The following is a 24,135-nucleotide window of genomic DNA, read 5'->3' as shown; positions in this document are numbered from 1 at the left end:
CGCAGTACCTGTGGGAGCTGGCTTGCCGGCGATGGGCTGCACAGCAGCCCCCCTTAACGAACAGCCTCGTACGTCAGGTCCAGGCACTTGCGGGCTTTTTCCACCAGTTCGTCGATCTCCTCGATGCTGATCACCAGCGGCGGCGCGATGATCATGGTGTCGCCCACGGCACGCATGATCAGCCCGTTGTCGAAGCAATGCTGGCGACAGATCATGCCGACACCTTTGCCTTCATGACGCGCGCGGGTGGCCTTGTCTTTCACCAGCTCGATCGCGCCGAGCATGCCCAGGCCGCGTACCTCGCCTACCAGCGGGTGGTCGGCCAGCTCGCGCAGGCGCTGTTGCAAGTATGGAGCGGTCTTGTCGTGCACCTGCTCGATGATCTTTTCATCACGCAGTATCCGCAGGTTCTCCAGGCCCACCGCAGCCGCCACCGGGTGGCCGGAATAAGTGAAGCCGTGGTTGAAGTCGCCGCCTTCGCTGATGACTTTGGCCACTTCATCTCGCACGATCACGCCGCCCATGGGGATATAGCCGGAGGTAAGGCCCTTGGCGATGGTCATCAGGTCGGGCTTGAGGTCGTAGTAGTCGCTACCGAACCACTCGCCTGTACGGCCGAAGCCGCAGATCACTTCGTCAGCGACGAAGAGGATGTCGTACCTGGCCAGAATCTCCTTCACCTTCGGCCAGTAGGTCTGCGGTGGAATGATCACCCCGCCAGCGCCCTGGATCGGTTCGGCGATGAAGGCGGCAACGTTGTCCACGCCAACTTCGAGGATCTTCTTCTCCAGCTGTTCGGCCGCCCACACGCCGAAGTCGGCCTCGGTCATGTCGCCGCCTTCGCCATACCAGTACGGCTGCGGGATATGCACGATATCCGGGATCAGCCCGCCCTGCTGGTGCATGCCGCTCATGCCGCCCAGGCCCGCGCCGGCCACGGTGGAGCCGTGGTAACCGTTGATGCGGCCGATGATGACCTTCTTGCTCTTCTGGCCCTTGAGCGCCCAGTAATGGCGGACCATGCGCAGCACGGTGTCGTTGCCTTCGGAGCCGGAGCCGGTGAAGAACACATGGGTCATGCCTTGCGGGGCCACATCGGCGATCGCCTTGGCCAGTTCCAGCGCCGGCGGGTGCGCGGTCTGGAAGAACAGGTTGTAGTACGGCAGCTGTTTCATCTGCTGGCTGGCGACGTCGGCCAGCTCATCGCGCCCATAGCCCACCGCCACGCACCACAGCCCCGCCATGCCATCGAGAATCTTGTGGCCTTCGCTGTCCCAGAGGTACACACCCTTGGCCGAGGTGATGATGCGCGGGCCTTTCTCGGCCAGTTGCCGAACATCGCTGAACGGGGCCAGGTGGTGGTCGCGGCTCATGGCTTGCCAGGCGAGGGTCTGGGAATTCTGCTCACTCATTGACTTCACTCCATCAAGTTGCGCAGCCGTGCCACGCAGGTACTTTTTTGTAATTGGGAAAGATCGCTGTCAGGCGGACTTCAACAGCATCTGGCGCAATACCGAGCGATGCCGGCAGGCCTTGCCAAAGGACTGGAAGATGGTCAGGTAATGCGGGTTGTCCATGACCTGGTACTCGGGGTGCCATTGCACGGCCAGGGCAAAACCTTTGCTGTTCTCGACCGAAATCGCTTCCACCAGACCATCGGGTGCCAGCGCCTCCACCCTCAGCCCGGGGGCCAGTACATCAATGCCCTGGCCGTGGATGGAATTGACATCGATGACCGCCGGCAAGCCCATGCGGTCGAGCATGCCGCCGGGTTCTATATGCAGGGCGTGACGCGGGCCATATTGCTTTTCGATGGGCTCACCCTTGCTTTCGCGGTGGTCCATGAACATGCCGGTCTCATGCACCTTCTGGTGCAGGGTGCCGCCCAGTGCCACGTTCATTTCCTGGAAGCCACGGCAGATGCCGAGCACCGGCACACCGGCGGCGATGGCCGCACGCATCAGCGGCAAGGTGGTGGCATCACGCAGCGGGTCGTGATGGGTGCCCGCTGCACTGGCCGGGCCGTTGTAGTGCAACGGTTCGATGTTGGACGGCGAACCGGTGAAGATCAGCCCATCCACCACGTCGAGAATATCGGCGCTGTCCATCAGGTCTGCGAGGCTGGGTATCACGATGGGCAGCCCGCACGCTGCCTTGGCCGCCGCGCGCGCGTACTTCTCGCTGATGGTCTGGGTTGCATGCAGCTCGATCATGCTGGTGCATGCGGTAATGCCGATAACGGGCACACGTGGCATATCTTCCTCCGGCAAATCCATATTGCGTGTTGTATTGAAACGGTAGAAAGGCAGGGCGCAGCGGCGCTGCCCCAACCCCGGCACCTACAGGAACCAGCGGTATTCGCGGGCATCGATGTGGCGCATGAAGTCCAGTTGCTCCTGGTATTTGTTTTCGCAGTAGACCATCACGAATTCACTGCCCAGGCCCTCGTTCACCTCCGGGTGGTGACGCATGGCCGCCAGGGCACTGAAGGCATCCTTGGGGAACTCGATGCCGCTCTGGCGGTTGTCGTTCAGCGGGGCAATGGGCTCGACGCCACGCTCCAGGCCATGCTCCATCCCGGTCAGGATGGCCGCCAGCACCAGGTACGGGTTGGCGTCAGCACCGGCGAGGCGGTGTTCGATGCGCAGGTTGCGCGGGTCGGACTCGGGGATGCGAATACACGCATCGCGATCTTCGAAACCCCAGCTGGCCTTGCTCGCCGCGTTGACCATGGCGCCGTAACGGCGGTAGGCATTGTGGTTGGGGGCGAAGATCGGCATGCAGTGGGGCAGCAGCTCCAGGCACCCTGCCACCGCATGGCGCAGCTTGCGCTGGTCATCGCCGGCCAGGATGTTGTTGCCGGCGTTGTCGTACAGGCTGACATGCACATGCATGCCGCTGCCCGGCGCGTCGAGGTACGGCTTGCTCATGAAGCTGGCTCGGTAGCCGTGCTTCATCGCGATCCCGCGGGTGCTGCGGCAGAACAGCGCCGACCAGTCCGCAGCGCTCATCGCATCGTCGCTGTGCGAGAAGTTGATCTCGAACTGGCCTGGGCCCAGCTCCGCGGTGATGACGTTCGCCGGCACGCCCTGCTCGTTGGCGCCATCGACCATCTCGTGCAGCACCGGTGCGAAGCGCGACAGCCGCTCGATGTGCATGTTCGGCTGGTCGTCGTGGTCGTCGGTCGCCTTGTCGCGTGGGTACTGTGGCAGGCCGTTATCGAGCTTGCGGTCGAACAGGTAGAACTCCAGCTCGAAGGCCACCACCGGGCGAATGCCGCGCCTGGCCAGGCGTTGGATCACCCGGGCCAGCACTTCACGGGGCTCGAACTCGATGGGCTTGGCAGTGCCGTCGGAGGTGATGAGCATCTGCGCGATCGGTTCCTTTTCCCAGCGCACCGGCTTGAGGGTACCCGGCACCAGGCGGCGGGCGGCATCCGGGTCGCCGTCGGCGAAGCAGTAGTCACCGATCGGGTAGAGGCCACCCTGGGTGCCCAGCAGCACGCAGTTCTGCGGCAACTTCAGCGGCGCGCCGGCTGCGACTTTTTCCAGCATGTCCATGGGGTAGCGCTTGCCGTAGAAGTGCCCGGGAATATCCAGCGCAATCAGGTCGACATAACGTATTTCTGGGTGCTGCGCTCGGAACGAGCGCACTTCAGTCAGCAGATCCGGAAAGACGACACTCATCTTCTTGTCCTTGTGAGGTGAACGAATTCAGTTGAAGACCCAGAGCACGCGGGTGGTTTTTTCCGTCAGGTTGGCGTAACGGAACTGCGCGTGGGGGTGCAGCTGGAAGCAGTCGTTGGCCTGCAGGGTCACGGCGTCGCCGTGGTCCAGCCAGACCGTGAGTTCGCCTTCGAGCACGAAACAGCCCTGCTCGGAACGGTCAGTCAGGTACAGCTCGCCACTGCTGGCGCCTGGCTCGAGATGGCTGTCGAGCATGGAGAACGCGCCGCCGATGGTGGGCGAAGCCAGCACATCGGTGATGCCCGACTCGAGGTACAGCGTGCGCCGCTCGTGGGGGCGCGTGACCCAGCTGACGCTGCGCGGCTTGCTCAGGTTGTAGAAGTACGCGGTGGATACGCCGAGCGCTTCACTGATGGCGGTGAGGTCGGCCACGGTAGGGCGCGAAACACCGCGCTCGACCTGGGACAGGAAGCCGACCGAGCGGTTGATGCGCTCGGCCAGTTCGCCCAGGGTCAGGTTCTTGAATTTGCGCAGGTCGTGAATAAGGATCGCGAGGGCTTCAACCTCTTCGTGCATCTTCATCGTTTGAGACTGCCGTGAAATTTTTAGAGTTATTTTTCATGAAAAATTACATGAAAAATTTCACGAGTCAAGCCGAAGCTGAAAATGGGAAGCCGCGAATGGAGGTGGGGGGCAACAAGTAGCGAAGAGGCGTAACCAGAAAAGTACCTTGAAGCCCTCAGGAAGCGAGGGCCTGCGAACGCTGCCGTACCGGCATTTCATAGCGGTGCGGTTGCTGCCAGGCCAGCTGTGCCTGGACATCGACTGCCGCATCCATCACTTTCTGCGCCCAGTTCTCATCCTTGGGGCACACCACCACCACGCGAAACCCGTGGTCGACGCCTTCCAGCCGCACGCCCTCGGAATCATCGACATGCAGGTCGATATCGAAGGCCGACGGCAACTTCGAGGGCGCATTCTCAAGCCCGTTCACGGCCAGGATATGCTGGTGCCGGTCACTGTTGACCACGCCATCGACGCGGATACCGTAGAGCATCAACCAACGGCGGATGTAGGACGGCGTGCGCCCCGACGAGGTGTAGATCCAGATGCTGCAACCCTGGCGGCGCAGGTCGCGGATCAGCGAGCGCGTGCCACTGCGCAGGGGTTCACCCAACCAGCGGTGGACGAACGCCGGCAGCTTGCTGTGCTCGGCGGCGGCGTGGTCGGCCTGGCAGGCGAGCGTGTCGTCGATATCGAACGAAATGCGTACCTGCGGGCGATTGAACGTGCGCTCGATGGCTTGCCGCCCGCGCTGGAACAAAGAAGGGCTTTGCATCAGCGGCACCTCTCGCGCGCAGGCATGGATGTGCCGCCCAGGAAGAACTTGCCGGGCTCGGGCGCGTGCGCTTCAAGGAAAGCTGCATACTTTTTCTTGATCTTGGGCAGTTCGTACAAAGCCTTGACCCCATGCTTGGCGGAGTTGCGTATGACCGAGGACGGGTTGAAGTAACCCTCGGCGTTGTCCAGCGACAGCACGAATGGTGGAAGCCCCGCGCGCATCAGCAAATAGCTGACAATGAGCGACCCTGTGCGGTTGTTGCCTTCGATGAACAGCTGCGGCTTGCTCAGAATTCGAACGTAGACACCCGCCGCACGCTTCCAGATCGAGTCGCTGCCATACGAGCAATACCAGTTGTAGAGGTCCTTGATGCCGCCCTCCACATTATTGAAAAAGTGCGCCTCGGTCGCCGCCAGGTGCGGGGCAAATTCCAGCCTGCGTGCCGGGTCGCTGCCGCACAGCACGGTGGCATTGATCTCCAGCATCAGGTTCAGCTGCTGAAGGTCGAAAAGGTCGACACCCCGGGCGACATAGTCGTCAATCAGGGCATAGCCTTCAACCACATTCAGCAGCACCTCGTCGGTGAATGGGTCCCGCGGTTCGGTGAAATGCTGGCTGAGTTCGGCAAAGCGGGCCTGCACCTCACGCAGTGCGCGCTCTACCGCTGGCAGATCAAGACGACGCGTCGCTGGCATTGGAAATCCCTGGTAACACTTGGCGGAAGGTAATGCGGCCGGGTGTTGCAGCCTTCCTGACTGCAACACCCGGCCACCTTGGCAGGTACGGCCTCAGCTGAACTTGCCGCTGATGTAGTCAGCGGTCAGCTGTTCACGCGGGTTCTGGAAAATCTGTGTGGTCGGGGCCATTTCGACCAGGTAACCGGTACGGGTGCCCTTGGAGATATCGACCGAGAAGAACGCAGTGGTGTCGGCCACACGAATCGCCTGCTGCATGTTGTGGGTCACCAGGGCGATGGTGTAGTCCTTCTTCAACTCGACCATCAGCTCTTCCACCCGGCGGGTGGCAATCGGGTCGAGTGCCGAGCAGGGTTCGTCCAGCAGCAGCACTTCCGGCTCGGTGGCGATGGCGCGGGCGATGCACAGACGCTGTTGCTGGCCGCCGGACAGGGCCAGGCCGCTGACCTTGAGCTTGTCCTTCACCTCGTCCCACAGCGCGGCACCCTGCAGTGCGTGCTTGACGCGGTCGCCGATGTCGCCCTTGTAGCGGTTCAGGCGCAGGCCGAAGGCGACGTTGTCGAAGATGCTCATCGAGAACGGGTTGGGCTGCTGGAACACCATGCCGATGTAGCGGCGCACCACCACAGGGTCGACGCCCTTGCCGTAGACATCCTGGCCCAGGAAGTGCACATGGCCTTCGAAGCGGAAGCCCTTCACCAGGTCGTTCATGCGGTTGAGGCTACGCAGCACGGTACTCTTGCCGCAGCCGGACGGCCCGATGAAACCGGTGATCTCGTTCTTGCGGATCGGCACATGGCTGTCGCGAACGGCCATGAAGTTGCCGTAGAAGATCTTGTCCAGCTTGCAGTCCATGACGATGGGGGCTTCGCTGACCACGGGAGCGGCTTTTGGCGCAGTGGATACGTTCAAGGTCGGATGCTCCCTTTCTCAATACTTGGGCTTGCCGAATACTCGGCTCAGAATGTTGATTACCAGCACGATCATCACCAGTACCAGCGAGGCCGCCCAGGCGAGCTCGAGCTGGTTGTCGAATGGCATGCCGGAGAAGTTGTAGATCAGTACGGCCAGCGAGGCCGTCGGGTTCATGACTGCCAGGTCGCCGTCATGCAGGATCCAGTAGTTGCTGAACAGCGCGGTGAACAGCAGCGGCGCGGTCTCGCCGGCGGCACGGGCCACGGCCAGCATGACGCCGGTCAGGATGGCCGGCAGGCCGGTGGGCAGGACGATTTTCCAGATCACCTGGGCACGGGTGCAGCCCATGCCGTAGGCGGCATCCTTCATGATCTTGGGCACCATCTTCATCGACTCTTCAGCGGTCAGCACGACGATGGGCAGCATCAGTACCGCCAGGGCCACACCACCTGCCGGGGCGGAGTAGGTGCCGGTGGTCATCACCACCAGGGCGTAGGCGAACACGCCGGCCAGGATCGACGGCAGGCCGGTGAGCATCTTGGCGGCAAAGCGCGCGGCGTTGGCCAGCTTGCTGTCCGGGCCGAGTTCGGCCAGGAACACCGCGGCCAGGATACCGACCGGTACGGCGATGGCTGCAGCAATGCCGACCATGACGAAAGTACCGGCCATGGCGTTGCCAAAGCCCCCGCCCATCTCGAAGCCGGTGGGCGGCAGCTCGGTGAACACCTCCAGGTTGAGGCGTGCGCCGCCGCGGGTGATCAGCATGTACAGCACGGAAATCAGCGGCACGCTGGCCACCAGCGCCGCGAACCATGCCAGCGTGGTCAATACCAGGCTGCGCAGGGAACGGCCTTCCAGCTTGCGCTGCAGGCTGGGCAACGCGTTTGCAGGGGTGGTGAGGTTGGTCATCATTTGTTACCCCGCTGGGCGTAGAGCATGATCATCGAGCCGAGTACGTTCACCGCCAGGGTGATGAACATCAGTACCAGTGCCGCGTACATCAGCACCTCGATCTCGTTCGGGCCGGCCTCCGGGAAGTTCAGGGCCAGCAAGGCCGCCAGCGTGTTGGCCGGGGCGAACAAGGACAGGGAAATGTTGTTGGCGTTACCCACCAGCATGGCCAGCGCCATGGTTTCACCCAGCGCACGGCCCAGGCCGAGCACCAGCGAACCGAAGATGCCGGTGGCTGCCGATGGCACCATCACCTTGAGGATGGCCTCCCAGTGGGTGGCGCCCAGGCCGTAGGCGGCCTGCTTGGTCTTCATCGGCACGCTGGTCAGGGCGTCCTGCGAAACGGCGGCGATGGTCGGCAGAATCATGATCGCCAGTACCAGCGCGGCAGGCAGCAGCCCTGGGCCGCTCAGGGAAGTACCGAAAAAGGGAATCCAGCCCAGCTCGCTGTTCAGCCAGGTGGTCAGCGGGCGAATGGCCGGGATGACCACATAGATCCCCCACAGGCCGTAGACGACGCTGGGGATGGCAGCGAGCAGCTCGACGATGGTGCGGAACACCGCCGCCAGCCGGGCCGGGAGGAAGTCCTGGGTCAGGAAAATGGCCATGCTGACGCCGAAGAAACCGGCGATCAACAGGGCGATCAGGGCGCTGTAAAGCGTGCCCCAGATCGCTGGCAGAATACCGTACTTGCCTTGGTTGACGTCCCAGACACTGCCGAACAGCACGTCAAAGCCGTGCTTCTCGATGCCTGGCAGTGCCTTGCGGCCCACTTCGTAGACCAGCGCGAAGACCAGCGCCAGCACCAGCACCACACCGATGCGTGCAAGCGCACGGAAGGTGCGATCAACCAGGAAGTCTTTCGCAGACGGTGGCTGGCACGCGGAGTCGGGGTTAGCCGGGATGGCAAAAGGAGTGTTCATTGGCAAGTTCCGGGACAGAGGGCAAACACACCCGGCATGGCCGCCAGACCACACCGGGAGCGCCTGGGCGTGTTACTGGATGTTGGCGGACGCTTTGCGTACCTGATCGACAACCGACGCTGGCAGCGGGATGTAGCCCATCGAATCGGCGATCTTCTGGCCTTCGGTCAGGCTGTATTCGACCATTTCGCGCATGGCCTTGGCCTTGGCCGGGTTATCGTTGTCCTTGCGGAAGATCATCCAGGTGTAGGAGGTGATCGGGTAGGACTTGGCACCGTCCGGGTCAGGCAGCCAGGCCACCAGGTTCTCCGGCATCTTCACCGCAGCCAGCGCCTCGGCACCGCTCTCGGCGTTCGGCACGACATATTGGCCGGCCTTGTTCTGCAGCTGGGCGAAGTCGACCTTGGCCAGCTTGGCGAAGCCGTATTCGATGTAGCCGATGGCGCCTGGGGTCTGGCGGACGGTGGCGGTTACGCCGTCGTTCTTCGGCGACTTGATGAACTTGTCGCTGGCCGGCCAGTTGACGGTGTTGCCTTCACCCAGCGCTTGCTTGAAGTCAGCGTTGATGGCCGACAGGTGCTTGGTGAATACCGCAGTGGTACCGCTGGAGTCGGCACGCACGACCACGGTGATCGGGGTGGCTGGCAGTTTCAGCTCAGGGTTGGCCGCGATGATCTGCGGGTCGTTCCACTGGGTGATCTTGCCGAGGAAGATGTTGGAGTACACATCGCGTGGCAGCTTCAGCCCTTTAGGGTTGCCTGGCAGGTTGTAAGCCAGGACGATTTCACCGGCGGTCATTGGCAGCAACTGCACGCCCTCGCCGACCTTGGCGATTTCTTCGTCTTTCATTGCCGAGTCGCTGGCGGCGAAGTCGACGGTCTTGTTCAGAAAGTCCTGAACACCCGCCCCGCTCCCCTTGGACTGGTAGTCAACGGTGACACCGTCGGTTTCCTTGCTGAAGGCCTTGAACCAGGTCAGGTAGATCGGTGCCGGGAAGCTGGCGCCGGAACCGGTCAGGCGGACGTTCTCTGCGGCAAAGGATGCCGAGGTGGCGCAAAGAGAAACGGCAACGGCGAGTGCAGCAGACTTCATCAGGCGTATCATCGAAAAGCGCTCCGTGTGATGGCCGGCACACTTTGCAGCAGCAATGTTACAGCTTTGTGACCAATGAATGGCAAGCCGCACGGTAGAGCCGCCTGGCGGCGCCATCACGGCAACATCAGTGAGCAGAGCCCTGGACGGGTTCCTGTCTCAACCCTAAGGCCTCGATGTGTCGGTTGAATGACTGTTTCGAGTGGGCAACCGGTTTCCTGACACCGCTGGTCGATTACCGGGCACTCGGGCGTTGCCGCGGCATTCAACCGCTCATGCAAACCAGACGGGAGTGAATGCCATGCCACGCGGCGACAAGGACAAGTACACCGACAAGCAGAAGCGCAAGGCCGAACATATCGAGGAAAGCTACGAGCACAAAGGCGTGCCGAAAGACCAGGCCGAAGCGCGCGCCTGGGCCACCGTCAACAAACAGTCCGGTGGTGGCGAGAAGAAAGGCGGCTCGGGCAAGACCACCTCTTCCAGCGAGAAGAAAACTGCCCGCTCGGACTCGGCCAAACGGGCGGCGAAGTCACGCCAAGGTCATTCCCGCACATCGGGCAGTTCCCTGGAAACCCAGAGCAAGCAAAGCCTGATGAAGGAAGCGCGCAGCAAAGACATCAAGGGGCGCTCCACCATGACCAAGGCGCAATTGGTGGAAGCGCTCAAACACGCATGACACAAGCCCCCGGCCCGGCGAATATAACGCGGTGCATGGCACCGGCTACGCCGGTGTTCGCGGGTGAACCCGCTCCCACATAGACCCGTGCAGGCTTCAATATCCTTGGGTAAGGCCATGGCCTCTACAGGAATGGCGCCAACCCTGGGCCAGGCGCGATTCCTGTGGGAGCGGGCGAGCCCGCGAAGAATGCAACGCGGTGCATGGCACCGGCTACGCCGGTGTTCGCGGGCACGCCCGCTCCCACAGGGACCGCATCGCACTCATGGTCCGCGAAGCTTCAACTGCATCAACCAATCCCGGCGATATCCGCCGCGTCGGCATCCCGGCAACTGTTGCGGGACGCGCATACGAATTCCGCCTCGGCGCGTGTCGGGTAGTTGAAGGTCAGGCGCAGCTTTTCTTGTGTGTCATAAAGGTCATAACCCTCCCCTAACGTCGCGGGAAAGCCAAGACTACGCGGGTAAATCTCTTTCTTGAGCGGCACAGCGGGAACCACAACAAAGCGCGTCTGCATGTTCATCCCCCTCCCGGCAGTCTCTTAGTATTAGTACCACTAAGGGAAAGCATCAAGGTGACTCATACAAACAATCGCAACGCCGTGGTTACCCGCGAAAAGGCTGGGGCATCGCTACAGCGTAAACAACAGCTCCTGGCCAAGATACCTGGCGCTAACCTGATGCCCTGTTTCGTTCAGGTCGAATGGCTGGCACATGGCCCCTGTAGTCACCACATCGCCTGCCTTCAGGGTCTGGCCACGTTCGGCGGCATGCGCATATAGGTGGGCCAGCGATGCCAACGGGTCGGTCGCCGCATCGCCAGACAAGCCCCGCGCCCGCAACTGGCCGTCTACGTATACCTCGGTGGTTTCGGCCAGGTCAGCCAGCAACGGCACATCGATGCCTGCTGCCAGGCTGTTGCCAATCACCAGCGCTTCAAACCCAACGTTGTCCGCCACGAAGCTTGGCCACCCAACAATCTTGCGATCGACGAAGCGCGAGCGCACCACTTCGAAGGTGACGCAGGTAGCGCGAATATCTTCGCTGGCCGGCACCCGCCCAACCTGGGGTGGAATATCGCGATCCAGCACGAAGGCGACCTCGCATTCGACGGTTACCGGCGTAACGGCCGGCAACCGGATATGCACACCACCAGCATGACAGCGCCCCGCCTCCAACTGGCCAATCAAGGGCCGGGACAAATTGGCCGCCCGCATGGCCGCGGGGCTGCCGACACCCAGCTTCCACCCGGCACGCTGGCCTGCGGCGGCCGCAAACAACTCGTCCTGGCTGTCATAGCCCTGTTTCAACGTCTCGGGTTTGAGGCTGGCGGGCAGTTCCGCCAGCAGCTCACCGCTAAGCCAGTGCTGCAGCAACAATGCCGCGGTACGCTGGGGAATGAAGAGCGAATTGTTCATCAAGACCTCGTGATTGATGGGCGATGGCGGGCAACAGATGCTAGAGCGTGGCATTGATAAGGATAAATATATTGTCATGATGCCTGGCATCACAAACCGTTATGACTCCCTTGTCTCCGACAAGCCAGCGCCCCCAGGTACTACGCATGACTGATAGCCAACGCGGTCGATGTGGGAGCGGCCTTGTGTCGCGAAAGGGCCGCAGAGCGGCCCCGGCGATTTCGCAATGATGCGAAGATCCTGGGGGCGCTTCGCCCCCCTTTCGCGACACAAGGCCGCTCCCACAGGTGTTGCGTATCCTTGCGATTACTGACCGGTACTCACCGGCTGCTTCAGCAGCAATACGTAGGCCATCGCCGCCACCGCCGCGACCGCCGCACTGATCAGGAACGCCGAGGCAAACGACCCGGTCTGCTGAATGCTGAACCCCGTCACGATCGGTGCCACCGAACCCGCAAGGTAACCGCCGAAGTTCTGGATGGAGCCAAACGAGGCCACGCGTCGGCTATCCACGACGGTGTTGGCAATCATCCAGGCGGTGGAGCTGGCCATGTTCACGCTGAACAACGCGCAGCACAGCAGGGCCACGCTGAGCATGAAGCCGCTGCCGAACGATAGCGGCACGGTGAAGGCCGCCGCCGCGAACAGCGCGCTCACCACTACCCGCTTGCGGCTACCCAGCACGCTGGCGCCGTTCTTCACCAGGCGGTCGCACACACGGCCCGCCACAATGGTGCCCAGGGCGCCGAAAACGTAGGCCAGTGACACCACCCAGGCTGTCTTGTACAAGCTCAGCCCGTGCTCACGCTCGAAGTAGCCCGGCAACCAGGTCAGGTGCAGCCACAGCATGTAGATCACCCCCATGAAGCCCAGCACAGCGCCCCAGGTGCTCTTGTGCCGGAACAACTCGGCCCATGCCGCCAGTTGTGCCTTCATGCTCGGCCTGGCCGTTGCCACTGTCTGCTTCTGCGCCTGGGCCGCCAGCAGGCGTTCACGCTCCTCGGCAGGCAACTCGGCCAAGTAACGTTCCTTGCTTTTATAGAAGGCGAACCAGCAAGCGGCGACCAGGATGCCGAACACCCCGGTGACTATGAACATGCCTCGCCAGCCCCAGTTGACCATCAGCAGCGTCAGCAACGGCGGCGCAATGCACGGCCCGATGCAGGTCGATGACAGCACGATGCCGGTCGGCGTGCCGCGTTTCTCGGCTTCGAACCACTCCGCCAGCGCCTTGGCCGCCGACGGGAACATCGGCGCCTCGCCGATCCCCAGCACCACCCTCAGCCCGATGAACGCGGAAAAACTGTTGATCAGGCCAGAGGCCGTCTGCGCCACCGACCAGCCCAGCAGTGCAGCCCCCAGCGAAATCTTGCTGCCCAGGCGGTCGATGATCATGCCCAGCGGCAACTGGGAAAAGGCATATGCCAGGGAAAATGCCGACAACAGAATGCCCATCTGTGACGGCGTGATCATCATGTCCCGCTGGATCGAGGTGTTGGCGATCGACAGCGCGCTGCGGTCGACGTAGTTGATGATGCCAATCACCAGCAGCAGGCTGACGGTGATGACCTGGTACTTCCTGAACGGGTTCGAGCTCGCGATCGCTTCAGGCTCGCGACCAAGCTCGGCTTGCGCATATTTGGTAGTCATGGGCGTTCACTTTTGTTGTTATTGGTTGAACAGCGGATCAGTGAGCTACATGGATGCTTCAAGCAGCCACTGGTAGTCCTCGGCAGACGCTTCACGCGGGTTGGTGCGGTGGCTGTGATCGGCCAGCGCACCCTGGATGATGCGCGGGAACAGCTCCTCGCTGACGCCCAGCTCGCGCAGCCCGGTCGGCAGGCCCAGCGCACGAGTCATGTGGCGGATCGCGTCTTCGATCTGGCCTTCGTCGGCCAGCCCCATCGCCTGGGCGATGCGTTGCATCTTGTGCTCGTTCAGCACCGTCTCGGCCTTGCGGTTGAAGGTGATGACGGCGGGCAGGAAGATCGCGTTGAGGGTGCCGTGGTGCAGCCGTGGGTTGATGCCGCCCAGTGCGTGGCTGAGGCTGTGCACGCAGCCCAGGCCCTTCTGGAATGCCAGGGCGCCTTGCAGCGAGGCGCTCATCATGTTGACGCGGCTATCCAGGTTGCCGGGCTCGCGGGTGGCGGCTTCGATGAAGCGCCAGGCACGCCACAGCCCGTCCAGGGCAATGCCGTCGGCGGGCGGGTTGAATGCAGGCGCCATGAAGGTTTCCAGGCAGTGGGCAATGGCGTCCATGCCGGTGGCGGCGGTGAGTTGCGCCGGCAGGCCAAGGGTCAGCGCCGGGTCGCAGATGGCAGCCTTGGGCACCACGTGGGGCGAGATCACGCCCACCTTGCGCCCGTCATCGAGAATCAGGATGGCGCCCCGCCCTACCTCGCTGCCGGTGCCCGCCGTGGTCGGCACGGCGATTACCGGTGCGGTTGCCGCCGTAATGCGGGCCAAGCCGCCTTCGATCACCGCAAAGCTTTTCAATGGGCCGTCGTGCCTGGCACACACGGCCACACCTTTGGCCAGGTCGATCGCCGAGCCCCCGCCAATGGCAATGATCCCGTCACAGCCACACTCCTGGAACATGGCAACTGCTTCACGCACGGCGTTCTCGTTCGGGTTGGGCGGCGTGCTGTCATAGATCGGCAATTGCGCGCTGCTGTCACTGAAGGTGCTCAAGGCCACATCGACGATACCGGCAGCACGCACGCCACGGTCCGTCACGATCAAAGGCCTGGTTATACCAATGCGCTCGCACTCGGCAGGCAGGCGCGCAATGGCGCCGATATCGAACTGGATCTGGGTGATGTAGTTGATCAGGGACATAGGGCCTTCACAGCCTCCTGGCGCTATTGTTATGGGCGGTTCCGCCGCACTGGATGCGACACCGTGCAGCGCCAGTATAGGAATGCGCGCCTGGCCATGGTATTGAGAACAATCCATATCGGTATAACCCGGACGCATACCAGATGACCCCTTCACTCAACTCGATCATGTCCAGGCTCCACGCCCGCCACCTGCGCCTGCTCATCGAACTGGACGAGCACCGCTCGCTGCTCGGCGCGGCAAGCAGCGTCGGGCTTACCCAGCCCGGAGCGAGCAAGGCGTTGCAGGAAATCGAAACCACCTTCGGCACGGTGCTGTTCAACCGCACCAATCGCGGGCTGGAGCCCACGGCTGCCGGGCACTGCGCCATCCGCTACGCGCGCGTGGTGCAAACGGACATTTCAAACCTGCGGCATGACCTGGATGCCATCCTGCGCGGGGTCGGCGGCCGGCTGGCGGTGGGGGCAATCATGGGCGCGGTGCCATTGCTGATGAGGGCGGTGTCGCAGCTGGCGAGCATCCAGCCGCAGATGTCGTTCGAGATCATCGAAGACACCAGCCAGTCGCTGCTGGCACAGATCGAGAGCGGTCGCCTGGACGTCGCCTTGTGCCGCACCAGCGTGAGCAATAGCCCTCAACTGTTTGCCAGCAGGTTTGTCCAGGACGAGACGCTGGCGGTCATCGCCAATATCGACCACCCGCTCAAGCACGCGCAAAACCTGAACCTTGCAGACCTGGCCGAGAGCCGCTGGATCGTGTACCGGGCCAACATGCCGATGCGGGTACAGCTGGAGCGCGAATTCCACGATGCCGGCCTGCGCTTCCCGTTGCACCTGGTGGAAACCACCTCGATCCTGGCGACCTTGTCGCTGCTGCAGAACCGCCCCGACTTCGTGGCACTGGTATCGATCGATGTGGCCCGGCAATGCGCGATGAACCAACAGGTGCGCATTCTGCCCCTGACCATGGGCTCGGTCAGCGACCCGTACGAGCTGGTCACCCGCAAAGGCAGCCAGGCGACACCGGCCATGGACAAGCTCGCCGAACTGCTGCTGCCGGGAGCCGCCCGGACTACTACCTAGGCAGCTCGCCGGCATTGAGGTGGTGCGCATAAGTGGTCAGCTCGGGCTCGGTCCTTCACTCCATTGACGCATATCAAGCCGCCGGCCCCGGTTCGCGAGACGATGGCTGTCAGCAAGGAACGAATCGAAAACCGCCATGCGCATTGTGCTCAAGGCCATCGCCATCGATCACTGTGCGCGGCTTTGGACAAGGAGCCCCACATGAGCCCGCTGAACCACATACTGGTAGCCACCGACCTGTCCACTTCTGCCCGCAACGCGGCAGAACGCGCTGCGTACCTGAGCCAGGAGCAACAGGCATCCCTGGACCTGCTGTACGTTGCCAACCCGGCCCCCTTCGAGCGCCTGAAACAGCTGGTGGCACCGGGTGACGACCTGCTGAAACGCGTGCTGGATACCGCAGGCGAAAAAATTCGCGCACTGGCTGCAATGCTGTTCCAGCGCCATGACATCGCCGCTGGCGTGCAGGTCGCGCACGGCTCGGTGAGCACGGAGATCACCCGTGTGGTGCAGGATAAACGCAGCGACCTGCTGGTGTGCGGAGCGAAGGGCCAGAGCGTGGCGCGGCGCCTGCTGCTGGGCTCCACTGTGCAGAAGATGCTGAACCGCATGCCCTGCCCTTTGCTGGTGGTCAAGCAGGCGCCACGCGATGCCTACCGGACCTTGCTGGTTGCAGTTGATTTTTCGCCTTCATCACTGCGTTCCATCGAACTGGCAAAAGCCATTGCCCCGCAGGCCGAGATCATTCTGTTGCATGTGTACGAAGCGCCGTTCGAAGGCAGCATGCGCTTCGCCCACATCGACCATGACACGCTTGCACACTACCGCAATGTCATCCGCAAGGATGCGGTGAAGCAGCTCGCGGCCTTGAGCGAAACCGCCGGAGTGGCAGATGCTCGGCAGATCGTGGTGCATGGCGACCCTGGCTGGCGGATTGCCGAGCAGGAACAAGAGCTGGAATGCGACCTGATCGTGGTTGGCAAGCAAGGGGAAAGCACGCTTGAAGAGCTGCTCATAGGCAGTGTAACCAAGCATGTGCTGAACGAATCCCAGTGCGATGTGCTGGTGTCGCCATAGAATGCAAGTGATGTGGAGGACGCACGTGTCCTCCACCGAAGCCTGTGCCATCTACCGCAGCGCCTGCTTCGCGGGCTCGCCCGCTCCCACATGGATCACGCTGGCCTTCAGGTTGTGGGCACGACCGTAGCGCCCTCAGTTTTTTCTGGTTTCAAGCACCACAGCATTCTCCCCTCCGACAGCGGGCGCTCTGCGCAAGGCGTTTCATCGATTGCGCTGATGATTACTATCGAGCGACCCGCATGTTGGCCTGGCAAAAGCGCCCCCTATAATCGCCAGCAAATTTCCCCCGCTCCTTGCGCCTGCTTCAGGCGACATCCCTCTCTTGGAATCCAATACCATGCCAAGTGCCAGCCAGGCCCCTAGCGGCCTCCCCGAACATGATCAACAAAGCGTCAGCCAGCAGTGGCTGGCAATCCTTTCGGTCGCCGTCGGCGCCTTCGCCCTGGTGACCAGCGAATTCCTGCCGGTGGGTGTACTCAACGATGTCGCCAGCGACCTCGGCATCAGTGCAGGCCACGCCGGCCTGATGGTTACCCTGCCCGGCATCATGGCCGCCCTCGCCGCCCCGCTACTGTCGGTGGGCATTGGCGCCCTGGACCGTCGCTACCTGCTGATCGGCCTGACGCTGATCATGATCATCGCCAACGCGGTGGTGGCCTACGCCAGTGACTTCAACCTGCTGCTGTTCGGCCGCGTGCTGCTGGGCGTGAGTATCGGCGGCTTCTGGGCGACGGCCATTGCCCTCAGCGGTCGCCTGGCGCCCAAGGGCGTGGGCGTAGCCCAGGCCACCTCGATCATCATGGTCGGTGTAACCCTGGCCACCGTGCTGGGCGTGCCGGTAGGCACCTGGTTGAGCGGCCTGATGGGCTGGCGCATGACCTTTCTGGTAACCGCGCTACTGGGCGTACCGGTGCTGCTGGCGCAGATCCTGTTGCTCCCGCGGCTCAACCCGGACAAGGCCATCCGCATCAGCGACCTGCCGGCCCTGTTCATCAACCCACAGGCGCGGGTTGGCCTGATTGCCGTGTTGCTGATCGGCCTGGCGCACTTTGCCGCGTACACCTATGTCGCGCCCTTCTTCAAACAAAGCTCCGGCTTCGATGGGCCGACCATTGGCTCGTTGCTGCTGCTTTATGGCGTGGCTGGGGTATTCGGCAATATCTTCGCCGGTTTCGCCGCCAACCGCAGCGTACGTCACACCCTGCTGCTGGTAGCGTTGATGATCGGCACCAGCACTGCCCTGTTCCCTCACTTCGCCACCGGCATGACCGGTGCAGCGATGCTGATCGGGTTGTGGGGCTTCGCCTTCGGCGCGTTCCCGGCCTGCGCCAGTATCTGGATGTTCGTCGTCGCGCCCAAGGATGTCGAACGCGGCATGCCGCTGTTCGTCGCCATGTTCCAGGTGATCATTGCGCTGGGCTCGTTCTTCGGCGGTCGGATCGTCGACCAGCTGGGCAGCTCGGTGCTGCTGAGCCTGGCCACGGCCCTGGTGGGCTGCGGTTTCGCTACGGTGCTGGTGCTGGGGCGTAACGTCAGCAACAGCCTGGCGGCGCAACCTGGCTGAGCAGCCATCGCCGGCCTCCTACAGGGACCGCGTAACTCTTGAAGTCTGCGCTGTACCTGTGGGAGCTGGCTTGCCGGCGATGGGCCGCAAAGCAGCCCCGAATTGCCTGACTGACAGGCAGTGGGGCGCTGGCTGATTTTTTTTACGCTCTTTTTACGGCTGAGCCGACAGACACAAGGAATACTGGGCGCGCGATGCTCAGGGATGGCATGCATTTCTACCCGCCAGTCCAGAGAAGCCCTTCGTGAGCCAGTCCACCGCCATCGCAAATCAATCCGTTCCCGGCAAGTCCAACCCCATCGGCATGCTCGTCGCCGCTGTCGGCGTGGTGTATGGCGACATCGGCACCAGCCCGCTGTACACCCTCAAGGAAGTGTTCGCCGGGCACTACGGCGTGCAGGCCAACACCGCCGGCGTACTGGGTGTGCTGTCACTGGTGTTCTGGTCGTTGCTCTGGGTGGTGTCGCTCAAGTACGTACTGTTCATCCTGCGTGCCGACAACCAGGGCGAAGGTGGCATCATGGCCCTGACCGCCTTGGCGCACCGGGCGGCGGCGCCCTACCAGCGCCTGGGCAGGATACTGGTACTGCTCGGCCTGTTCGGCGCCGCGCTGTTCTACGGCGACAGCATGATCACCCCGGCGATCTCCGTGCTATCGGCCGTCGAGGGCCTGCAACTGGCCTTCGACGGTATCGAACATTGGGTCGTGCCGCTGTCGGTGGTGGTGCTGGTGGCGCTGTTCCTGATCCAGAAGCACGGCACCGCGCGCATCGGCATCCTCTTCGGGCCGATCATGGTGCTGTGGTTCGTCGTACTGGGTGCACTGGGCTTGCACGGCATCGTCCAGCGCCCGGAGGTGCTGCAGGCACTCAACCCGCTCTGGGCGGTGAAGTTCTTCGTGCTGCACCCGGGCATGGGGGTGGCGATTCTGGGCGCGGTGGTGCTGGCGCTGACCGGCGCCGAAGCACTCTACGCCGACATGGGGCACTTCGGCCGCAAACCCATTGCCCGGGCCTGGTTCCTGCTGGTGCTGCCCGGCCTGGTGCTGAACTACTTCGGCCAGGGCGCGCTGATCCTCGGCGACCCGCAGGCAGTGCGCAACCCGTTTTATCTGCTGGCGCCCGAATGGGCCCTGCTGCCCATGGTCGGGCTTGCCACGCTGGCCACCATCATCGCCTCCCAGGCCGTGATCTCCGGTGCGTTCTCGTTGACGCGCCAGGCCATCCAGCTGGGTTACGTACCGCGCATGTTCATCCAGCACACCTCCAGCGCGGAACAGGGGCAGATCTACATCGGCATGGTGAACTGGGCACTGATGGTTGGCGTGGTGCTGCTGGTGGTCGGTTTCGAGTCGTCCGGGGCGCTTGCGGCAGCCTACGGCGTAGCCGTGACCGGGACCATGCTGATCACCACGCTGCTGGCTTCGGCAGTGGTGCTGTTGCTGTGGAAGGCACCACGCTGGCTGGCGGTGCCGATGCTGCTGGCGTTCCTGCTGGTCGACAGCCTGTATTTCGCCGCCAATGCGCCGAAGATCCTCCAGGGCGGTGCATTTCCGGTGATTGCCGGCCTGGCACTGTTCACCCTGATGACTACCTGGAAGCGCGGGCGACGGTTGATCGTCGAGCGGCTGGACGAAAGCTCGCTGCCGCTGGACCTGTTCATTACCAGCCTCAAGGCCCAGCCGCCTCACCGCGTGGGCGGTACTGCCGTATTCCTGTCCGCCAGGCCCGAGGCGGTGCCTCACGCCTTGCTGCACAACCTGCTGCATAACCAGGTACTGCATGAACAGGTGGTGCTGTTGACCGTCGTGTTCGAGGACGAGCCACGGGTCAGCGCCGGCAAGCGCTTTGAGGTCGAGGCGTTTGGTGATGGTTTCTTCCGCGTGAGCCTGCATTTCGGCTTCATGGAGGAACCCGACGTACCGTTGGCGCTAAGCCGCTGCCAACGTGCGGACCTTGAGTTCGGCCCCATGCGCACCACTTATTTCCTCAGCCGGGAGACGGTCATTGCAGGCAGACAGATGGGCATGGCTCGCTGGCGGGAGCACCTTTTTGCCTTCCTGCTGAAGAATGCCAACAGCAACCTGAAGTACTTCAAGCTGCCGCTGAACCGGGTGATCGAGCTTGGCACCCAGGTCGAGATCTGAGCAGTCATGGACCACGATCCTTCTGTCAGCACGACAGAACTTGCAAAGCCGCTGCATGTCTTATCAGCACCTGAGCTCTACCTGCGCCGTTGGAGGCGAAACAACATGAGAAAAACCCTGGTGGCCGTCTTTGCTTGTGCTCTGGCATTCGGCGCAACGGCATTGTTACCTGCCGATATCTCGCCGATGGGTTCCGCGTATGCCAAAGGCGGTGGTGGCGGCGGTGGCGGTGGCGGCCACGGTGGTGGTGGTGGCCACGGCGGCGGCAATGGCGGTGGACGTGGCGCCGGCATGGGTGGGCACAATGGCACTGGCAATGGTGCGGGTCTCGCGGGTGATCATGCCGGCAAGGCTACGCGCGATCATGGTGTGAGCGGCAATCATTATGGAAGCTCACGTAACCAGGACAACGGCCATGGGACCACCACCTCAGGCATTGCCCAGTCCAAGGATACTCGCGGCTTGACGAAATCTACCGCTATCTCGGGGACTACGCCCGGTGATCATAATGCCAAGGGGCTGAGCGGCGCGGTACAAAACTCCTCCAAGAATGATCGATGAGCTTAAAGCTGCCAGGTACTGAAAGGGCCTGGCAGCCGCTTCGTCGAAAGGCTGCGCACTGCGGAACTTAAAAGGCAACCTTATGTCGTATCCGCACTCAAATTCCCCCCCCTGCGCCTTTTGGAGGCGAACAAACATGAAAAAAAACCTGGTAGCCGTCTTTACCTGTGCCCTGGCGCTCGGCGCAACTGCATTGTTGCCTGCCGATGTCTCGCCGATTGGTTCCGCATATGCCAAAGGTAATGGCAATGGCGGCGGCAAAGGTGGGTTCAACGGTAATGGCGCCGGCTACGAGAGTGATCATGCAGGCAAGGCCACCCGCAACCATGGCGAGAGCGGCAATCACTATGGAAGCCTGCGCAATGATGACAACGGCCGTGGCACTACCCGGTCCGGCATTGCCCATTCCAAGGAACACAACCAGGCCGGGCGCTCCTCTTCGAAGCATGATCGATAACTGAAAGCGCACATGGCGTGCCCTCGAACCGGGCGGTGCGGTTGATGGCACCGGCTACGCCGGTGTTCGCGGGTAAACCCGCTCCCACAGGTACAGCACATTTCTTCAGCTGGTGGGATCCCTGTGGGAGCGGGCATGCCCGCGAAGCAGGCGACGCGGTGGATGGCACCGGCTACGCCGGTGTTCGCGGGCGCGCCCGCTCCCACAGGTACAGCACATTTCTTCAGCTGGTGGGATCCCTGTGGGAGCGGGCATGCCCGCGAAGCAGGCGACGCGGTGGATGGCACCGGCTACGCCGGTGTTCGCGGGCGCGCCCACTGCCACAATCTGGTGCCCGCCAGACCTCAAACCCTGAACCGCCTCACCAACGCCGTCATCTCCCCCACCAACCCTGACAACGCCTTGCTCGCCTCACTGGTCTGCTGCGCCCCCGCTGCCGAGGATGTCGACAACTCGCGAATGTTCAGCAGGTTGCGGTCCACCTCTCGCGCCACCTGGGCCTGCTCTTCGGCTGCGCTGGCAATCACCAGGTTACGCTCGTTGATCTCGCCGATCGCACTGTAGATACCCTCCAGCACCTGCCCTGAAGCCAGGGTCACGTCCAGCGTCGACTGGGCGCGGCTGGTACTGGCCTGCATCGAGGCCACGGCCGCTTCGGTTCCCGCCTGCACGCGCCCGATCATCTGCTCGATTTCCTGGGTCGACTGTTGCGTGCGGTACGCCAGCGTACGCACCTCATCCGCGACCACCGCAAAGCCGCGCCCGGCCTCGCCCGCACGGGCGGCCTCGATGGCGGCATTGAGCGCCAGCAGGTTGGTTTGCTCGGACACCGAGCGAATCACTTCCAGCACCTTGCCGATGTCCCGTACCAGCCCGACCAGTTGCTGCAGATGCGCGCTGCTGGCCTGGATCTCCCGAGTCATGGCCTCGGTGCCGTCGATGTTGTCGCTGACTTGCCGGCGGCTTTGCGCTGCCAGCTGGTTGGATTCGCTGGTGGTCTGCGAGGTAGTGATGGCATTGCGCGCAACCTCCTCCACGGCCGTGGTCATTTCGGTGACGGCGGTGGCGGCCTGCTCCAGCTCCTGGCCCTGCTGGCGCAGGTTGTTGGCACTTTCCTCGGTGACGGTATTCAGCGCCGTGGCGGCTGCGTCCAGTTGCCTGGCACAGCTGCTGATCTGCCCCAGGGTGTCGCGCTGGCTCTGCTGCATGCGTTCAAGTTCATGGAACAGCTGGCCGATCTCGTTACCGCCCTGCCCCTGCACCGGCACGCTCAGGTCGCCACCGGCAATGCGCTGGAAGTGCCGACCAGCTTCGCGTAGCGGGTGCAGCACGCGCTGGGCAACAAAGGCCCAGCACAGCGCCGCCAACAACAGCGTCACGCCCAGCAGCCCCAGGCTCAGCAATTGCGCGCGCGCCAGGCGCCGGTCGGATTCCAGCATGATCTGCTGACCGCGCTCACTCAATGCGCCGACCAGTTGCTGGCGCAGCGCCTGCAGCCGGCCCATGGCGTTGCCGGCGTCGGTGTTGACCTTGAAATACTGCTCGAGCGAACGTTGACGGGTTGCCTCACGCTGCCCGGCGACCGCCTTGGCATACTCGCCATAGGTGGCCTGCAGCGCGGTTGCCAGTGCGTGCAGCGCAGGCTCGCGGGCGTTTTCGACAAACTCGTCCACCAGCTTCTGGCTCTTGTCGTTCAGCTCGACCGACAGCGCCATGCGCTTGCTGGCGCTTTCCTCATGGCCACCCAGCTGCTCGATGAAGCCCGAGGACACATTGGCACTGGCGCGAATCGCCATCAGCAACGCATTGTTCAACCGGTCCGACTGGTGCGCAGTCTGGTCCAGTTCGGTGATCTGCTGGTCACTGCCCACCGCCGCCCGCCATGCACTGACGGTGGAAAACAGCAGGGTCACGCTGAACAGCGACAGCACCCAGAACATTCCGGTGCGGATCTTCAGGTTGGCAAGCATGCGGGCAGTACTCCTTGTTGGCACCACTTCTGGTCGATGATTCGACGGTGGGTGTGCTGCTATCGGAGGTACTGCCCCAGGCTTGAGGCGCCGGAGTGCGGTTATGGGCGGTAACCGAACAGATGTTGTCGAGACAAAGACCGGGCAACAGGCAACAAATCGCCCAGGCGGGAACTTCAGCGCTCCAATTCGGTCGATAGCATCCCCTCGCCCTCCAACCGGGCCTGCCCAAGCCCTGCCGAGTCTACCGCCGATGTCCAGTACACCTGTTCTGTCAGCCCTGCTCCTGTTGTTCAGCGCAATCACGGCACAGGGCGCACTGGCCGGCGAACGCTACGCGCCCGCACGCAGCAACAATGCCTCGACGGTGCTGATCGAAACCGCCTCGCAACAGTATGCCGACGGCCAACTGGACCAGGCGGCGGCCACCCTGGAGCGTGCGCTGCACATTCAGCCGAACAACCCGGCAACGCTGCACTACCTTGGCGTTTTGCGCCTTCAGCAAGGGCAGTATGAACAGGCCGAAACCCTGGCGCTTCGCTCCAACCTGCGTGTTGGCAACAATCACGCACTGCGCAGCCGCAACCTGCAGCTGATAGAAGCCGCGCACAAAGCCCAGGGCTCGGGCATGCTGCCGACGGCTGCACACTGACGGCGATCAGACGCTGCGCGTCAGGCCACCATCGACCGCTTTGCACCCACGCGCATTACCCGGTAAAGTCGGCGCCAGGGCGCTG

The 24,135-nt window shown here is 62.9% G+C and carries 23 protein-coding genes; 8 read left to right on the top strand and 15 right to left on the bottom strand.

Going from position 1 to position 24,135, the window contains the following annotated elements:
- Positions 1 to 53: 53 nt before the first annotated feature.
- The 10 genes from CAG34_RS03690 to pstS all read right to left on the bottom strand — a co-directional run bounded on the left by CAG34_RS03690 (position 54) and on the right by pstS (position 9,616).
- Positions 54 to 1,412, bottom strand: a complete 1,359-nt coding sequence (locus CAG34_RS03690; protein WP_085588071.1) for an aspartate aminotransferase family protein — start codon at positions 1,410 to 1,412, stop codon at positions 54 to 56.
- Positions 1,413 to 1,481: 69 nt separating this feature from the next.
- Positions 1,482 to 2,255 carry a gamma-glutamyl-gamma-aminobutyrate hydrolase family protein gene (locus CAG34_RS03685; protein ID WP_025339571.1) on the bottom strand — a complete coding sequence of 258 codons (774 nt, stop codon included), beginning with the start codon at positions 2,253 to 2,255 and terminating at the stop codon, positions 1,482 to 1,484.
- A gap of 84 nt (positions 2,256 to 2,339) precedes the next feature.
- Positions 2,340 to 3,686 carry a glutamine synthetase family protein gene (locus CAG34_RS03680; RefSeq protein ID WP_061550788.1) on the bottom strand — a complete coding sequence of 449 codons (1,347 nt, stop codon included), beginning with the start codon at positions 3,684 to 3,686 and terminating at the stop codon, positions 2,340 to 2,342.
- 27 nt (positions 3,687 to 3,713) lie between these two features.
- Positions 3,714 to 4,268: a helix-turn-helix domain-containing protein gene (locus CAG34_RS03675; RefSeq protein WP_013972148.1), complete on the bottom strand. Its 555-nt coding sequence runs from the start codon at positions 4,266 to 4,268 to the stop codon at positions 3,714 to 3,716.
- Between the two features lie 157 nt (positions 4,269 to 4,425).
- Positions 4,426 to 5,025 (bottom strand): hypothetical protein, encoded by a 600-nt coding sequence (locus CAG34_RS03670; RefSeq protein ID WP_025339573.1) that lies wholly within the window; start codon positions 5,023 to 5,025, stop codon positions 4,426 to 4,428.
- On the bottom strand, positions 5,025 to 5,723 hold the full coding sequence (locus CAG34_RS03665) for a hypothetical protein (protein ID WP_085588069.1): 699 nt from the start codon (positions 5,721 to 5,723) through the stop codon (positions 5,025 to 5,027). Before CAG34_RS03665 ends, CAG34_RS03670 begins: the two co-directional genes overlap by 1 nt.
- Before the next feature lie 93 nt (positions 5,724 to 5,816).
- Positions 5,817 to 6,578, bottom strand: coding sequence for a phosphate ABC transporter ATP-binding protein PstB (gene pstB / locus CAG34_RS03660; RefSeq protein WP_218191899.1), 762 nt, complete (start codon positions 6,576 to 6,578; stop codon positions 5,817 to 5,819).
- Between the two features lie 75 nt (positions 6,579 to 6,653).
- Complete coding sequence (gene pstA, locus CAG34_RS03655) at positions 6,654 to 7,547, bottom strand: phosphate ABC transporter permease PstA (protein WP_024086822.1); 894 nt, start codon at positions 7,545 to 7,547, stop codon at positions 6,654 to 6,656.
- Complete coding sequence (gene pstC, locus CAG34_RS03650; RefSeq protein ID WP_023661148.1) at positions 7,547 to 8,512, bottom strand: phosphate ABC transporter permease subunit PstC; 966 nt, start codon at positions 8,510 to 8,512, stop codon at positions 7,547 to 7,549. The genes pstA and pstC overlap by 1 nt, the downstream gene beginning before the upstream one ends.
- A 72-nt stretch (positions 8,513 to 8,584) precedes the next feature.
- On the bottom strand, positions 8,585 to 9,616 hold the full coding sequence (gene pstS, locus CAG34_RS03645; protein WP_085588065.1) for a phosphate ABC transporter substrate-binding protein PstS: 1,032 nt from the start codon (positions 9,614 to 9,616) through the stop codon (positions 8,585 to 8,587).
- A gap of 289 nt (positions 9,617 to 9,905) precedes the next feature.
- Between pstS and CAG34_RS03640 the strand changes: the two genes are divergently transcribed.
- Positions 9,906 to 10,283, top strand: a complete 378-nt coding sequence (locus CAG34_RS03640; RefSeq protein ID WP_085588063.1) for a termination factor Rho — start codon at positions 9,906 to 9,908, stop codon at positions 10,281 to 10,283.
- Positions 10,284 to 10,572: 289 nt separating this feature from the next.
- Here the strand turns inward: CAG34_RS03640 and CAG34_RS03630 are convergent, their stop codons facing one another.
- The 4 genes from CAG34_RS03630 to CAG34_RS03615 all read right to left on the bottom strand — a co-directional run bounded on the left by CAG34_RS03630 (position 10,573) and on the right by CAG34_RS03615 (position 14,538).
- Positions 10,573 to 10,806 carry a hypothetical protein gene (locus CAG34_RS03630; protein ID WP_085588058.1) on the bottom strand — a complete coding sequence of 78 codons (234 nt, stop codon included), beginning with the start codon at positions 10,804 to 10,806 and terminating at the stop codon, positions 10,573 to 10,575.
- Positions 10,807 to 10,914: 108 nt separating this feature from the next.
- On the bottom strand, positions 10,915 to 11,700 hold the full coding sequence (locus tag CAG34_RS03625; RefSeq protein WP_085588056.1) for a 2-keto-4-pentenoate hydratase: 786 nt from the start codon (positions 11,698 to 11,700) through the stop codon (positions 10,915 to 10,917).
- Between the two features lie 306 nt (positions 11,701 to 12,006).
- Positions 12,007 to 13,350 carry an MFS transporter gene (locus CAG34_RS03620; RefSeq protein WP_085588054.1) on the bottom strand — a complete coding sequence of 448 codons (1,344 nt, stop codon included), beginning with the start codon at positions 13,348 to 13,350 and terminating at the stop codon, positions 12,007 to 12,009.
- A 45-nt stretch (positions 13,351 to 13,395) separates the two neighbouring features.
- Positions 13,396 to 14,538, bottom strand: a complete 1,143-nt coding sequence (locus tag CAG34_RS03615) for an iron-containing alcohol dehydrogenase (RefSeq protein ID WP_085588052.1) — start codon at positions 14,536 to 14,538, stop codon at positions 13,396 to 13,398.
- 143 nt (positions 14,539 to 14,681) lie between these two features.
- Here CAG34_RS03615 and CAG34_RS03610 point away from each other — a divergent pair, with 143 nt between their 5' ends.
- The 6 genes from CAG34_RS03610 to CAG34_RS03580 all read left to right on the top strand — a co-directional run bounded on the left by CAG34_RS03610 (position 14,682) and on the right by CAG34_RS03580 (position 21,428).
- Positions 14,682 to 15,620, top strand: coding sequence for a LysR family transcriptional regulator (locus tag CAG34_RS03610; RefSeq protein WP_085588050.1), 939 nt, complete (start codon positions 14,682 to 14,684; stop codon positions 15,618 to 15,620).
- Positions 15,621 to 15,821: 201 nt separating this feature from the next.
- Complete coding sequence (locus tag CAG34_RS03605; RefSeq protein WP_085588047.1) at positions 15,822 to 16,697, top strand: universal stress protein; 876 nt, start codon at positions 15,822 to 15,824, stop codon at positions 16,695 to 16,697.
- Between the two features lie 340 nt (positions 16,698 to 17,037).
- The gene (locus CAG34_RS03600) at positions 17,038 to 18,264 is read left to right on the top strand and encodes an MFS transporter (protein ID WP_075045557.1); all 1,227 of its coding nucleotides are present in this window, start codon (positions 17,038 to 17,040) and stop codon (positions 18,262 to 18,264) included.
- Between the two features lie 304 nt (positions 18,265 to 18,568).
- Entirely contained in the window at positions 18,569 to 20,410 is a 1,842-nt protein-coding gene (locus tag CAG34_RS03595; protein ID WP_256573526.1) for a potassium transporter Kup, read from the top strand.
- 105 nt (positions 20,411 to 20,515) lie between these two features.
- Positions 20,516 to 20,971 (top strand): hypothetical protein, encoded by a 456-nt coding sequence (locus tag CAG34_RS29115; RefSeq protein ID WP_256573525.1) that lies wholly within the window; start codon positions 20,516 to 20,518, stop codon positions 20,969 to 20,971.
- Positions 20,972 to 21,107: 136 nt separating this feature from the next.
- On the top strand, positions 21,108 to 21,428 hold the full coding sequence (locus CAG34_RS03580; protein WP_085588038.1) for a hypothetical protein: 321 nt from the start codon (positions 21,108 to 21,110) through the stop codon (positions 21,426 to 21,428).
- 344 nt (positions 21,429 to 21,772) lie between these two features.
- On the opposite strand, the gene CAG34_RS03570 is transcribed toward CAG34_RS03580, so the two are convergent.
- Positions 21,773 to 23,398, bottom strand: coding sequence for a methyl-accepting chemotaxis protein (locus CAG34_RS03570; RefSeq protein WP_085588036.1), 1,626 nt, complete (start codon positions 23,396 to 23,398; stop codon positions 21,773 to 21,775).
- A gap of 253 nt (positions 23,399 to 23,651) precedes the next feature.
- Here CAG34_RS03570 and CAG34_RS03565 point away from each other — a divergent pair, with 253 nt between their 5' ends.
- Positions 23,652 to 24,050, top strand: coding sequence for a tetratricopeptide repeat protein (locus CAG34_RS03565; protein ID WP_085588034.1), 399 nt, complete (start codon positions 23,652 to 23,654; stop codon positions 24,048 to 24,050).
- Positions 24,051 to 24,135 lie beyond the last annotated feature (85 nt).

The sequence above is a fragment of the Pseudomonas sp. B14(2017) genome, assembly GCF_002113255.1.
Lineage (GTDB): Bacteria > Pseudomonadota > Gammaproteobacteria > Pseudomonadales > Pseudomonadaceae > Aquipseudomonas > Aquipseudomonas putida_Z.
Note: the sequence above shows the minus strand (reverse complement) of the source record. Positions and strands in the feature narration are given on the sequence as shown.